The sequence below is a fragment of the Phaeobacter sp. CC-HEC084 genome (assembly GCF_059429255.1).
The window spans coordinates 1-13,311 of sequence record NZ_JCAIJQ010000004.1 but is presented as its reverse complement, the minus strand read 5'-3'; the positions used below and the strand labels follow the sequence as shown (position 1 = coordinate 13,311).

9 protein-coding genes and 2 tRNA genes are annotated in these 13,311 nt (G+C 62.2%); 10 read left to right on the top strand and 1 reads right to left on the bottom strand.

The features are described from left to right. Positions 1-409: 409 nt before the first annotated feature. The 10 genes from AC5SSZ_RS13945 to AC5SSZ_RS13900 all read left to right on the top strand — a co-directional run bounded on the left by AC5SSZ_RS13945 (position 410) and on the right by AC5SSZ_RS13900 (position 12,081). On the top strand, positions 410-1,147 hold the full coding sequence (locus AC5SSZ_RS13945; RefSeq protein ID WP_335645307.1) for a TVP38/TMEM64 family protein: 738 nt from the start codon (positions 410-412) through the stop codon (positions 1,145-1,147). A gap of 2 nt (positions 1,148-1,149) precedes the next feature. After that, entirely contained in the window at positions 1,150-2,568 is a 1,419-nt protein-coding gene (locus tag AC5SSZ_RS13940) for a dihydrolipoyl dehydrogenase family protein (protein WP_495438396.1), read from the top strand. Positions 2,569-2,583: 15 nt separating this feature from the next. Beyond that, entirely contained in the window at positions 2,584-3,969 is a 1,386-nt protein-coding gene (locus AC5SSZ_RS13935; RefSeq protein ID WP_495438395.1) for a sensor histidine kinase, read from the top strand. A 90-nt stretch (positions 3,970-4,059) separates the two neighbouring features. Continuing rightward, positions 4,060-4,136, top strand: a tRNA-Arg gene (locus tag AC5SSZ_RS13930). Between the two features lie 90 nt (positions 4,137-4,226). After that, positions 4,227-4,303: transfer RNA gene (locus AC5SSZ_RS13925), tRNA-Arg, on the top strand. A 219-nt stretch (positions 4,304-4,522) separates the two neighbouring features. Next, a complete protein-coding gene (locus AC5SSZ_RS13920; RefSeq protein ID WP_495438394.1) occupies positions 4,523-5,962 on the top strand; it encodes a methyl-accepting chemotaxis protein in 1,440 nt (479 codons plus the stop codon). 165 nt (positions 5,963-6,127) lie between these two features. Next, a complete protein-coding gene (locus AC5SSZ_RS13915; protein WP_274836624.1) occupies positions 6,128-6,880 on the top strand; it encodes a 5-oxoprolinase subunit B family protein in 753 nt (250 codons plus the stop codon). Continuing rightward, complete coding sequence (locus AC5SSZ_RS13910) at positions 6,877-7,908, top strand: 5-oxoprolinase subunit C family protein (RefSeq protein ID WP_495438392.1); 1,032 nt, start codon at positions 6,877-6,879, stop codon at positions 7,906-7,908. The genes AC5SSZ_RS13915 and AC5SSZ_RS13910 overlap by 4 nt, the downstream gene beginning before the upstream one ends. Next, complete coding sequence (locus tag AC5SSZ_RS13905) at positions 7,905-8,678, top strand: LamB/YcsF family protein (protein ID WP_274831113.1); 774 nt, start codon at positions 7,905-7,907, stop codon at positions 8,676-8,678. The genes AC5SSZ_RS13910 and AC5SSZ_RS13905 overlap by 4 nt, the downstream gene beginning before the upstream one ends. 190 nt (positions 8,679-8,868) lie before the next feature. Further along, positions 8,869-12,081, top strand: coding sequence for a 2Fe-2S iron-sulfur cluster-binding protein (locus AC5SSZ_RS13900; RefSeq protein ID WP_495438390.1), 3,213 nt, complete (start codon positions 8,869-8,871; stop codon positions 12,079-12,081). A gap of 35 nt (positions 12,082-12,116) precedes the next feature. Here AC5SSZ_RS13900 and AC5SSZ_RS13895 read toward each other — a convergent pair whose 3' ends face one another. After that, positions 12,117-12,962 (bottom strand): glycosyltransferase family 2 protein, encoded by an 846-nt coding sequence (locus tag AC5SSZ_RS13895; protein WP_495438389.1) that lies wholly within the window; start codon positions 12,960-12,962, stop codon positions 12,117-12,119. Positions 12,963-13,311: the final 349 nt, after the last annotated feature.

Sequence of the window (13,311 nt, the reverse complement as noted above, 5' to 3'; positions counted from 1 at the left end):
ACATTGTATCTACGGGCAGGGCGCGGAATCGCCTCCCGGGGTCAAATCTCGAAGCCCGGTCATTAGAAGGGATCGGGCGGCAAGTCAAACCCATTGGCCGGTGTTTTCGCCGCTTTTCGTCCCCTCATGCAATATTTATGTCAAAATTCGGGGGGCTGCGGCGCTGTCGCGTCAGGAAAACCGGTGGGATTGTTACAGGGCGCGCATGCGGACTAGTGGATTTCTCACGAAAAATGTCCGGTGATCAAGCGCCCGTGAACTGCTATGCGTCAGGCTCGTGCCGGGGCCATATTGATCATAGAAAAATGCACCGGAGCAGCAAAAGGCGCCGGGGCAGGCGGATCAAGGGGGGAGAACCTCCCCCGGTGGCCGTGCCCTGCCGAACAGCCAAGACATGGGTGAGAGCAAGATGACAGACCTCAAAAAGCCGGGCATCGCGCGGCACCTGCCTTTGATTATCGTGGCTGTGGTCGCGGTGATCGGAGCCGTGACGCTGAAGGATTACCTTACCTTCGACACGCTTCGGGACAATCGGGAGGCGCTGTTGCAGTTCCGTGATGAGAATCTGATCGGCCTCGCGGCGGTTTTTGCGGCCGTTTACATCGTCATGGTCGTGTTTTCGCTTCCCGGCGCCGCTGTTGCTTCGGTGACCGGCGGCTTCCTGTTCGGCCTTGCCACCGGGACCACGCTCAATGTGGTCTCGGCCACCATCGGTGCAGCAGGCATCTTTCTGGCGGCGCGCTGGGGGCTGGGCGAAACACTCTCGGCCCGGTTCGAAGCCGCCGAAGGACGTGTGCAAATGTTGAAACAGGCGCTGCGGGAAAACGAGATTGAGGTGCTCCTGCTGTTACGCCTTGTTCCGGCGGTACCGTTTTTCGTGGCCAATCTGCTGCCCGCCATGGTCGGGGTGAAGTTCGGAAACTTCCTGTGGACGACGGCGGTGGGAATCATCCCCGGCGCCATTGTCTTTACCTGGATCGGTGTTGGTGTCGGCGCCGTGTTCGACCGAGGCGAGGATCCCGACCTGTCGCTCCTGTGGGAGCCGCATGTGATCGGCCCGATTCTGGGGCTCTGTGTGCTGGCGGCCATGCCAATCATCGTCAAATCGTTGCGCCGCAAGGGTGCAGGCAAAACGCCGGAGGCATGATCATGCAGCGTATTAAATGTGATCTGCTGGTCATCGGGGCCGGGTCAGGTGGCTTGTCTGTCGCGGCCGGGGCCAGCCAGATGGGCGCCGATGTGGTCCTTCTGGAGGGGCACAAGATGGGCGGCGATTGCCTCAACTACGGCTGCGTGCCCTCAAAGGCGCTGCTGGCCAGCGCCAAGGCGGCCTATGGCGCCGCGCATTCCTCGGCCTTCGGGGTGGCAGATCAGGTGCCGCAGGCGGATTACGCGGCGGCCAAGGATCATGTTCAGGATGTGATCAACACCATTGCACCGGTCGACAGTCAGGAGCGGTTCGAAGGGTTCGGGGTGCGGGTGATCCGTGCGCTCGGGCGGTTTATTTCTCCGCGCGAGGTGGAGGCGGGCGATCACGTCATCACCGCGCGGCGGATTGTCATCGCCACGGGATCGTCGCCGCTGGTGCCGCCAATCCCCGGGCTGGATCAGGTGCCTTACGAGACCAACGAGACCCTGTTTGATCTGCGCGAGCGCCCAGATCATCTGCTGATCATCGGCGGTGGCCCCATCGGTCTTGAAATGGCGCAGGCGCATGTGCGTTTGGGCAGCAAGGTGACGGTGATCGAAGGTGACACCGCGCTGGCAAAGGATGATCCTGAGGCCGCAACCCTGGTGCTGGATCATCTGCGCGCCGAAGGCGTTGAGATTGCCGAACAGGCCCTGGCCAGTGAGATTCGCGGCGCGGCGGGGGCTATTGAAGTTGAAGCAAAGGATGGCCGCATCTTCAAAGGTACGCATCTGTTGGTGGCGGTCGGGCGCAAGACCAATACGGAGCGGCTAAACCTGGACGTAGCGGGGATCGAGACCACGCGCTCGGGGATCAAGGTCGATGACAGCCTGCGCACCACCAATCGCCGCGTTTATGCCATCGGTGACGTGGCCGGGGGGCTGCAGTTTACCCATGTGGCGGGATATCATGCCGGGGTGATCATCCGCTCTGTCTTGTTCGGGCTGCCGTCAAAGGCAAAGACCGCCCATATTCCCTGGGCCACCTATACGGACCCGGAACTGGCGCAGGTCGGCCTGACCGAAGCAGAGGCGCGGAAGAAACACGGCAGCAAGCTGGAAATCGCGCGGTTTGATTTCAGCCATAACGACCGCGCCCTTGCCGAGCGCAAGGCGAAGGGTTTCATCAAGGCGATGGTGGTCAAGGGCCGTCCGGTGGGGGTCACGATTGTCGGCCATCAGGCAGGCGAACTGATCAACCTCTGGTCGCTTGTTCTGGCCAATAATATGAAGATGAGCCAGGTCGCGGCCATGGTCTCGCCCTATCCGACGATTGGTGAGGTTAACAAACGGGTCGCGGGGGCCTATTTCTCTCCTCGTCTATTTGATAATCCCAAGGTTGAACGCGTGGTCCGGTTCGTACAGCGCTGGATCCCCTAAGCCGGAAGGGGCGAAATGCTGAATACGCTGTCGGGCAGATTTCTGGTTCTGACCACGGTCTTTGTAATGCTGGCCGAGGTGCTGATCTTCGTGCCCTCCATTTCCCGGTTTCGGCTGGATTACCTGTCGGACCGTCTGGAGCGGGCGCAGCTCGCCTCGCTGGCGCTTCTGGCGGACGACATGCTGGATTCGGAGCTGGAGAAGGAGCTTCTGGCGAATGCGGGAGTCTTCAACGTGGTCCTGCGCCGGGACGAGATGCGCCAGCTGGTGCTGTCCTCGCCGATTCCGCAGCCGATCGAAGGCACCTTTGATCTGCGCATGGCCGGGCCGTTCACGCTCATTTCCGATGCGGTGACGCGTATGGTGACGCCCGGAAACCGCATTATCCGGGTCATTGGCGCGCCGGTGCGAGATGCCGGGCTGCTGATCGAAATCACCATGGAGACCGCGCCCCTGCGGTCGGCGATGATCGATTATGGCGTTCGTATTCTGATCCTGTCGGCGGTGATCTCGGTCTTTACGGCGCTTTTGCTGTTCATGGCGGTACGGGTGTTTCTGGTGCGCCCGATCAAGGGCGTTGTGGGCTATATGCAGCGCTATGCAGCCGCGCCCGAGGATGCGCGGGGAATCATCCAGCCAAACGCAGGCGTAACTGAGCTGCGCGAAGCCGAAGAGGCGCTGATGAAGCTGCAGACCGAGCTGACCCACGCGCTGAAGCAGAAAGAACGGCTGGCGCAGCTGGGCGGAGCGGTGGCCAAGGTCAGCCACGATCTGCGCAATATCCTGACTTCAGCGCAGCTGTTCACCGACCGCATCGAAACCAGCGAGGATCCACTGGTGCGCAGGCTGGCGCCTAAGCTGGTGAATTCCATCACAAGGGCCGTTTCGCTGTGCGAAGGCACGCTGGCCTTTGGCCGTGCCGAAGAACCCGCGCCAACATTTGCTTTCGTCTCCTTGCATGAGATCGCCTGTGACGTCGCCGAAAGCGAGACACTGGCAGCCAGCGGTGGAGAGGTCGAGATCGTGGCCGCGGTCCCGGCCGGGCTGACCGTGCGGGCAGATCAGGAGCAGCTCTACCGGATCGTGATGAACCTGGTGCGCAACGCCCGCCAGGCCATTGCCGCGACCGGAAAGCCGGGGCAGGTCAAAATCACCGCCAGCGAAGAGGATGACGCCTGGACAATCCGGATCACCGATACCGGGCCGGGGCTGCCAAAAAAGGCGCAGGACAACCTGTTCACCCCGTTCCAGGGTGGCGCGCGCAAGGGGGGCAGTGGCCTTGGCCTTGCCATCGCGCAGGAATTGGCGCGGGGCCATGGCGGCGCCGTTTATATGCGTCAGACTGGCCCGGAGGGCACGGTTTTTGAGATCTGCCTGCCCAAAGGAGACGGAGCGTTTTAAGTCGCTCACGCGCCCGTGCGGGTGCGCTGAAACTAATTTCGTTTTTGGGGTTGCGCCTATCTGCGGGTCACATTAAACCCCGCCACCAGTGGACCGATAGCTCAGCTGGATAGAGTACTTGACTACGAATCAAGGGGTCGGGGGTTCGAATCCTCCTCGGTCCGCCACTACCTGAAACACTGAAAATGGTGTGGACGGCGCAGGTTAGACGAATGGTAAATCCGCATTCGTCTGGGAGCCTTAAATCCCGCAGCAGTGGACCGATAGCTCAGCTGGATAGAGTACTTGACTACGAATCAAGGGGTCGGGGGTTCGAATCCTCCTCGGTCCGCCACTGCTTCTCTTCTCCCCTTTACTTTGTTCCGGTGTGGCAGAGACGCCCTTTCGTAGTGGAGCGGGCATGCCGCATTTTCCCGTCGGCATCTATCCCGTCGAAGCGTGAGCTATTCTTTTGCACCGCGGATTTTCTGCAAGCGTTAAAGTTTAGATAGAGATTTCCGGATAGTTTGAGCTTTCAGTACACAACCAATCCAACTCATCGCGGAGCGCTGGAGTGTTTTTTAAAGGTAGGACGCGGGCAGCGCCCGAAAGATCGGAAATGGATCGCGTGCTCGTGGATATGATCGAGCGGACTCAGGCGGTTATCCAGTTCAAAGCTGACGGAACCATCATCTCTGCGAACGAGAATTTTCTTTCGTTGCTGGGATACCAGCTCGACGAGATTGTCGGCAAAAACCATGCGATGTTCGTGGATTCGAAATTTGCAGCAAGCGGGGACTATGCACAGTTCTGGACGGCGCTGCGAGCCGGGCGCAACATGTCGGATCAATATCCCCGGCTTGCCAAGGATGGGTCGGTGGTGTGGATCCAAGCGACCTATGCACCTGTGGTTGGTGCCGATGGTGTGACCGAAAAGGTCATCAAGGTTGCAACCGATGTCACAGCCCGCCGTCGTGCCCTGCAGGAGGTTGCCGCCGGACTTCAGGCGTTGAGCGAGGGGGATCTGCGTCAGCGGGTCAATGTACGCAGCTCGGAAGACACGGTGGTAATCGCCAAAGCCTTCAATCGCTCCATGGAACAGCTGGAAAAGGCCGTTAACACGGTCAAGAATGTGTCCTTCGCGGTGGAGCAGACCGCATCCGAGATCAGTCAGTCGTCCACCGATCTGTCGCATCGCACCGAAAGCCAGGCAGCCACGCTGGAGCAGACGGCGGCGGCTTTGGAACAGTTGACATCGACCGTGCGCGCTGCTGCTGAAGGCGCGCGCAAGGTCGAGGAAATTGTTGGCAACACGCAGTCTGTCGCCGTGCAGAGTGAGCGGGTTGTATCCGATGCCATTGGCGCCATGTCCGCGATCGAAAACTCATCCGAGCGGATCGCCAAGATCATCACTGTGATTGACGAGATCGCCTTCCAGACCAACCTTCTGGCGCTGAATGCGGGGGTTGAGGCCGCCCGTGCCGGAGACGCAGGGCGTGGGTTTGCTGTTGTTGCCGCAGAGGTCCGGGCGCTGGCGCAAAGGTCGGCGACGGCCGCGGGTGAAATCAAACAACTGATCGACGAGAGCAAGGACAACGTCGGCACTGGCGTCGATCTGGTCGGCCGCAGCGGCGAGGAACTGAAGCGAATCGTCGATGCGGTGGGGACGATCTCCGGTCACATTTCCGAGATCGCCACCGGCGCTTCAGAGCAGTCCACCACTCTGGTCGAGATCAGTGCCGGCGTTTCGCAGCTGGATCAGGTGACCCAGCAGAACGCGGCCATGGTGGAGCAGACGACGGCCGCGACACAGATTCTGTCCAACGATGCGTCGCATTTGATGCAAGAGGTGCAGTCCTTCAAGACGCGTCCGGATATCGGCATGGAAACCAAGGGTGAGAGCTCTGGGAAAGGCCCCTCGGCCAAGCCTTCCGCCCCCCGGCCAAGGCCCGCCGCGCCGGTCGCGGTCGGTAGCGCTGCCACGGCTGAGGCTGTGCGCTGGGAAGATTTCTGAATCCTCTGATTGACACGCGCCGCCTTGTCTTGGCTGGCACGGAGATGTCTCCTGTCATAGGGGCGGGGGGGCTCGCGGGGGCCTGATCCCCGGCGAGGATTGAAACTGCTGTGTTGACACTCCCGCCCTGCGCCGCAACGTTTGCGCGCAAAACAGGGGGCATGGATGACTTCGCACGTAGCTTCGGATTTCCCAATGATCCGCACGGTCGGCCTGACAGGTATGCTGGTGACCTTTGCCGATGCATTGAGTGAGCCTTCGAACCGGGCGACACTTGCCTTTCGTCAGCGGCTTGAGGCGCTGGGCCTTGATGGCGTGCTTGAAACCGCAACCTCGCTGGCCTCGGTCTATATCCGTTTCGATCCCGCGATCCTTGATCATCACAGGCTACAGGCCCGGCTTGAGGAAGAGCTGAGTACCCGGGATTGGTATCAGCAGGCGCTGCCGCCCGGGCGCAGGTTCTGGCGGGTCCCCACCGTCTATGGCACCGATCTGGCGCCGCAACTGGCAGAGGCCGCCGATGCTGCGGGGATGAGCGAGGCGCAGGCGATCGACAGTCTGGGATCGGCGCGGGTGCGGGTTCTGACCATCGGCTTTGCGCCGGGGCAGCCTTATCTGGGGCCGCTGGGACCTGAATGGGATCTGCCGCGCCAGACCGAGCTGACGCCGATGGTGCCGCGCGGTGCGCTGGTCTTGGCTATCCGTCAGTTCGTGTTGTTTTCTTCTGCCACACCGACAGGCTGGCGCCATGTCGGACAGACGGGTTTCATGATCTTCCGCCCCGAAGCCGAAGCGCCCTTTGCGCTGCAGGCGGGGGATGAGTTGCAGTTCGAACCGGTCTCGCGCGCTGATTTCCTGAAGCTGCGAGAGAGTGATGCAGCCATGGGCGGCGCCATCGCAGAGGAGATCCCGGCATGAACGCGCTGAAGGTGCTGAAAATCGGCCCGGCGGCCTCGGTGCAGGATGGCGGGCGTCCGGGTCTACTGGATCAAGGTGTGTCTCGCGGCGGCGCTGCCGATGTGCTGGCGTTGGCTGAAGGCGCTGCCTTGCTGCGGCAGGATCCGGGGCTGGCCGCGCTGGAAATGGGCGGCATGGGCGGCACTTTCGAAGCAACAGCGCCCCTGCGCATTGCCCTGACCGGGGCACCGATGGCCGCGACGCTGGATGGGGCGGCGCTGGCGTGGAACGCCAGCCACCGGATTGAGGCTGGACAGCGGCTGGACATCGGCCCGGCCCGGCGCGGTGTTTATGGCTATCTGCACCTAGGGGGCGGTATCGATACGGAGCCGGTGCTTGGCTCCCGGTCCGCCCATGTGGCGGCGGGGCTGGGCCGGGCAGTCGCCGTGGGTGATCTGTTGCCTGCCGGACCGGATGCACCGGGCGAAGCGGGGCTGACCCTTGCTGCAGAAGACCGGTTTCAGGGCGGCGAGCTGCGCATCGTGGAGAGTTTTCAGAGCGCGCTGTTTTCGCCCGAGGTGCGCAACCGGTTTGCGGACACCGACTTCACCCGCGGCAGCCGGGCCAACCGGATGGGGGTTGAAATGCTGTCTGAAGGGGAGGGCTTTGCGGCCGCCGGGCAGCTCAACATCCTGTCCGAAGTGATCGTGCCCGGTGATGTGCAGATGACCGGCGACGGTAAACCCTTCGTGTTGCTGCGTGAGGCCCAGACCACTGGCGGATATCCGAGGATCGGGACAGTCCTGCCTTGCGATCTGCCCAAGGTGGCCCAGGCGCAGGCGGGCGCGTCGATACGGTTCCGCTGGGTCTCGCTGGAGGAGGGGTTGCAGATTCAGGACGCATATGACCGGGCGCTGCGCGCCTTGCCGGGCGGTTGCCATCCTCTGCTGCGGGATCCCGCAGAGATTCAGGACCTTCTGTCCTATCAACTTGTCAGCGGTGCGGTCTCTGCTTTGGCCGACCCCTTTGCCATTGGAGGCGATACATGAGCAAAACTGTCGATCTGAACGCGGATATGGGCGAAAGCTTTGGCCCGTGGAATATGGGCGATGATCAGGCGCTGCTGGACGTGGTGTCCTCTGCCAATATTGCCTGTGGGTTCCATGCCGGCGATCCGGATGTGATGGCGCGTACCATGGGGCTGGCCCGCGACAATGGCGTCGGCATCGGCGCGCACCCCGGTTTTCCGGATCTGCAGGGTTTTGGCCGCCGCCGGATGCATGTGCCGCATGAGACGCTGGGCAATCTGGTGCGTTATCAGCTGGGCGCCGCACGTGGCATGGCGGCGGCGCTGGGCACCGAGGTGCGGCACCTGAAACTGCACGGCGCCCTGTCCAACATGGCCTGCACCGACTACGATATGGCGCGGGCTTGCTATCAGGCGGCACTGGAGGTGGATCCGGACATCATCATCATGGTGCTTGCGGCCACGGCCATGGAAGAGGTGGTGCGGGATCTAGGCTGCAACTGGTGTGGCGAGATCTTCGCGGACCGCGCCTATAACGACGATGGCACCCTGGTTGATCGCAGTCAGCCGGGCGCGGTGATCCATGATCCGGAACTGGCCGGTCCGCGCATGCTGCAGATGGTCACGGAAGGCGCGATCATCACCGAAAGCGGCAAGCGTATCCCGACCGCCATCGACACGATCTGCCTGCACGGGGATACACCGACGGCGGTGTCTCTGGCCCGCGCGGTGCGTGCCAGCTTGACCGAAGGCGGGGTGGATGTCCGCCGTTTCGACGGCCGCACGGGCTGATCCGTCGCTTGGCCGTCGGCCTGATAAGAAGTGGAGAGCTGCGTTACCTGGCGCGTCTCTCATTATTGTTCTTAAATTATTCAGTGAGTTAAGTGGATTTTATGTGAAATTGGATATTGGCTGCTACCGATAGGCCTGTACCTGCGGTATAGACTGCGCAGCTTTTTCATTCACAGCAGGATCCGGTGTTATGGCGATGCGTTTCTTCTCTACTCGTGACCGGCCCGTTCATCTGGGGCCTTTCCCGCTTGAGCGGCTGGCGCGGGGCAGGATGCCGGATCTCACTGCGGTGCCGCCGTTTCAGCCGCTGACCTTCAGCCGCCCGGATCTGCCGGGGTCGATCGTCAACGCCATGGGCGATTATCAGGCGATGATGGACGCCATCCGGGATGGACTGGTCAACAAGGCGCAGGCAGGCTGCCCGGAGGATCCCCAGGTGCGGGCAGATCATATCAAGGCGTTTGGCTATTTTGCTGATGCTGCGATGGTCGGGATCGGCCCGGTGCCACAGTCGGCGCATCTGCAGCAGCCCTATCGCAATCCGGATATCGACCGGCTGGCCCATGATCTGAAGACCAAGCAGACCAAGACGCTGGCTTCGGGCATTGATATGATCATGGCGGATCTGCGCGATGCCATGCAGGCGCCGCCCAGTGGGATCGGCGGGCATACCCGTGCGATCACCTTTCTTTACGAGATGCCGCGCGACCCGCATCCGGGTGAGGATGGCTGCGACTGGCTGCACGATGCGGAACATCACCGCGCTTGCCTGCGGGCGAGCGAAACCGCCGTGGTGCTGGCCAATTACATTCGCCTGCTGGGCTGGGACGCCAAGGCGCATACCGGCACCTCGGCAGATGTGGACCTGAACCAGCTTGCGGTGGCTGCTGGACTGGCAACGGTGAATGGCTCCCGTTTGCACAATCCCTATCTGGGGGATCGCTTTGGCCTTGCGGTGGTCACCACCGATTTCGACCTTGCGATGGATCGCCCGCTTGCGCCCGAGGATCAGCAACCGGGCCTTTCTACCAAGGGGCCGAAATGGTGGCTGGGCGTTGGTTCGGAACGTTCGGCGCTGAATGGCGATCCCTTCGCGGCGCGGGATTTCAAGGACGGGCCGCATCCCTTTGAAACCCTGAAGCGGGTCGAGACGCCGACCACCTATATCGACGAAGCGCGCGTCGCCCGCGTCCCAAAACGTGCCGACATGTTTGCCCGTAGCCAGTTCGGCGACATGGGCAAGGCAAATCAGAAGGCCGCAACCGGCGGGCTCTATGCGCGCAAGGCGGCGCCATCAATGGCGCAGCGACGGATGCTGGGGGCCTTTGTCCTGTTGCAGGATGGTGAACCCGCGCGAGGACCGCGTCCCGCGGATGCAGAGCGCAACGCCGCCAACGTAAAGGCCGCCAGTTACTGGCTGGGGATCGATGCGGTCGGGATCAGTCGCTGCCCCGACTGGACCTGGTACAGCCATGACGCCACCGGCGCGCCCATCGTGCCCGACCATGATCAGGCCATCAGCATGATCGTCGATCAGGGCTTTGACACCACCGAGGGCACCTCGGGCGACGATTGGATCGCGGTGGCGCAATCCATGCGGGCCTATCTACGGTTTTCCCTGCTGGGCGGGGTGATCGCGCGGCAGATCCGCAACCTTGGCTACAAGGCCAAGGCACACACCGTGATGGACGGCGAGGTCCTGCAACCGCCGCTTTTGCTGCTGTCAGGGCTGGGGGAAGTCAGCCGCATTGGCGAGGTGATCCTGAATCCCTTCCTTGGCCCGCGCCTGAAATCCGGGGTGGTGACCACCGATATGCCGCTGGCGCATGACAAGCCGATCGACTTTGGCCTGCAGTCCTTTTGCGAGAGCTGCAACAAATGCGCCCGCGAATGCCCCTCGGGGGCGATCACGGCCGGACCCAAGCTGATGTTCAACGGCTATGAGATCTGGAAAAGTGACAGCCAGAAATGCACCACCTACCGGATCACCACGCCGGGCGGTGCCATGTGCGGGCGCTGCATGAAGACCTGTCCGTGGAATCTTGAGGGGATCTTTGCCGAAAAGCCCTTCCGCTGGGCGGCGATGAAACTGCCCAAGGCGGCGCCTGCGCTGGCGAAACTGGACGATGCGCTGGGAAATGGTGAGATGAACCCGGCCAAGAAATGGTGGTGGGATCTGGAGCTGGAAGAGGACGGTGGCTATCGCCCGACTCGTCACCCGGTCAATGCCCGCGGCCTGCAAAAGGATCTCGATCTGAAATACGAGGATCAGACTCTTGCGGTCTATCCCGCGCCGCTGGCGCCGCACCCCTGGCCCTATCCGTTCCCGATGGACCGGGAGGCCGGGATCGAGGCCTATCAGGCGATGGTCACCGCCGAAGAATATCAATCCCGCCGGGCGCGCGGGGAAACCGGGGCCTGGGATCACATCTATTCCAACGACGCGGACAGTCCCGTGCTGCAGGTGATCGTCTCCAAGGTCGAAGAGATGAGCGCCGATGTCACCAAGTATGAATTCCGCAGCCCCGATGGCAGCGACCTGCCGGAATGGACCGCCGGAGCGCATCTCGACATCGTCGTGGCGCCGGAATTCTTGCGGCAGTACTCCATGTCGGGCGATCCTGCCGACCGGTCAAAGTATCAGATCGGTGTTCTGCGCGAGGATGCCGGGCGGGGCGGCTCTAAACTGCTGCACCGGATCTTTACCGAAGGGCGCCGGATCTTTATTTCAAAGCCGATCAACCATTTCCCGTTAGAGGAGGGCGCTGCGAAGTCCTTCCTGATGGGCGGCGGCATCGGCGTCACCCCGATGATCGCGATGGGGCATCGTCTGCATGCGCTGGGCCGCCCGTTCGAGCTGCACTATTCCATAAGCGACCGCACAGCGGCGGGATATCTGCCCGATCTTGCGCAGGTACCTTGGGCGGATCTCGTCCATGTGCATGCCTCGAAGGAAGGCACCCGGGCCGATCTTGATCAGGTTCTGGCGGACTATCAGGCAGGGTATCACGTCTACACCTGCGGCCCGGATCGCTACATGCAGGGGGTGCTTGAGGCCGCCGAGCGCCAGGGCTTTCCCGAGGAGGCGCGGCATCTGGAGTATTTCTCGGTCCCCGAGGTGCCCGAGTATGAAAACCACCCCTTCACACTGCGCCTGCGCAAGTCTGGGCGGGATCTGCACGTCCCGGCGGACAAAAGTGCGACCGATGTGCTGGCAGAGGCCGGGATCGGCGTCGATGTGAAATGTGCCGACGGGATCTGCGGGGTCTGCAAATGTGACCTCCTTTCTGGAGAGGTCGAGCACCGGGATTTCGTCCTGTCCAAGGCGCAGCGCAAAGGCGCGGTCATCCTGTGCCAATCGCGCGCAGCACAAAAGGACGGCACCATCGAGGTCGACCTTTAAGGGAAAGAGCGAAAGGGCAGGGCTAGCCTCTGCCCTTAGTCTCCGCGGGGCGGAAACCAATCCGGCAGATGCACCCGGCGGTCAAACCGCAGGCTCTTGCTGCGCAGGACCGAGATCCCCTCGTCCCGCACCGGCGATTGCAACGCGTCCCAGGCCGCTGCCTCGGCTTTCTCCCAGGGCGACAGTGGCAGATCGGCAAGGGCCGCGAATTGCGCTGCCATTTCCTGATGTGCTTGCTTCCAGGCCTTGCCGGGCGTCCCGGTGCCTTCAGCGCCTGCAACCTCCGTTCGGATATCAGCCATCTCGGTCGCCGCCTGCCGGTTGGCGAACTTCAGATGCGCAAGATAGACGCCGCGTGGCATGCAATAGGGGAACTCCGCCAGCCGCCTTGGCCGCACCTGTACCCCGTGGCGCCGCAGGTCATGCGGCTGACGCACGGCCCAGGCCTTGCTGTAGTGCCCGGAGAACAGGCCGTCATAGGGCGCAGCTCCGGTTTTGCCGTCGGGTGCAAAGACATTCACCCCAAGGGCAAAGATGGCGCTGGCCTCTTGCTCTGCCAGCATTTCCGGCAGAGAGGACCAGCGCTGCGGGTCGACGCAGATCAGCTCATCCGCATCGGTGCGGATCACCCAGTCGTAGATCTCCAGCAGGCCGCGTTGAATTCCGTTCAGAAGGCGTCCGCGCCAATGATCGAATCCCTGCAACCGGTCCCGGGGGATCGTGATGACCGATGCCTCCGGGCAGATCTCCTGCACCGCCGGGTCCGGCCCATGGGCGACGACAAAGAGATTCTCAGCCCCGAGGGCGTTGGAATAATGCCGGTACCACTGGCGCAAAGCCCAGTAGTCCTTGTGCACCATGGTGATTGCAGCTGCTTTCATGCCTGCACTATGCGCATTCGGTCCCGCTTGGCCAAGTGGATCCTCACGCGATGCCGCAGAGGCAACTGCGGCGGTAGGGGAGGGGGGCATATCCTCCGACGTCGCCGCCAGACTGCAGACGATGGTCCGTCGGTTGTTAGCAGAGCCGCCGCCGCGGAGGATTCGACTGTTTTGTGACGGATATCAGTCCGAGTCGCTGCCGTGAGTCGCGGGTGTCTTGTGGTCTCATTGTGGTATCCGTCTAGATGTGGGGTTTTGTCGCGAGTGAGTCTTTCCACGCGTCCGTCTGCTGGGCGGGCATGGGGCGGCTCCTGGCAGTTTTTTGGCGCGATGGCTTCATTTAACCCAT

What these genes read in the sequence shown, in the direction of transcription:
- AC5SSZ_RS13910 (WP_495438392.1), top strand. Translation starts at nt 6,877, where the DNA reads ATGAACGCGCTGAAGGTGCTGAAAATCGGCCCGGCGGCCTCGGTGCAG.
- AC5SSZ_RS13900 (WP_495438390.1), top strand. Translation starts at nt 8,869, where the DNA reads ATGGCGATGCGTTTCTTCTCTACTCGTGACCGGCCCGTTCATCTGGGG.
- AC5SSZ_RS13940 (WP_495438396.1), top strand. Translation starts at nt 1,150, where the DNA reads ATGCAGCGTATTAAATGTGATCTGCTGGTCATCGGGGCCGGGTCAGGT.
- AC5SSZ_RS13895 (WP_495438389.1), bottom strand. Translation starts at nt 12,962, where the DNA reads ATGAAAGCAGCTGCAATCACCATGGTGCACAAGGACTACTGGGCTTTG.
- AC5SSZ_RS13915 (WP_274836624.1), top strand. Translation starts at nt 6,128, where the DNA reads ATGACTTCGCACGTAGCTTCGGATTTCCCAATGATCCGCACGGTCGGC.
- AC5SSZ_RS13905 (WP_274831113.1), top strand. Translation starts at nt 7,905, where the DNA reads ATGAGCAAAACTGTCGATCTGAACGCGGATATGGGCGAAAGCTTTGGC.
- AC5SSZ_RS13945 (WP_335645307.1), top strand. Translation starts at nt 410, where the DNA reads ATGACAGACCTCAAAAAGCCGGGCATCGCGCGGCACCTGCCTTTGATT.
- AC5SSZ_RS13935 (WP_495438395.1), top strand. Translation starts at nt 2,584, where the DNA reads ATGCTGAATACGCTGTCGGGCAGATTTCTGGTTCTGACCACGGTCTTT.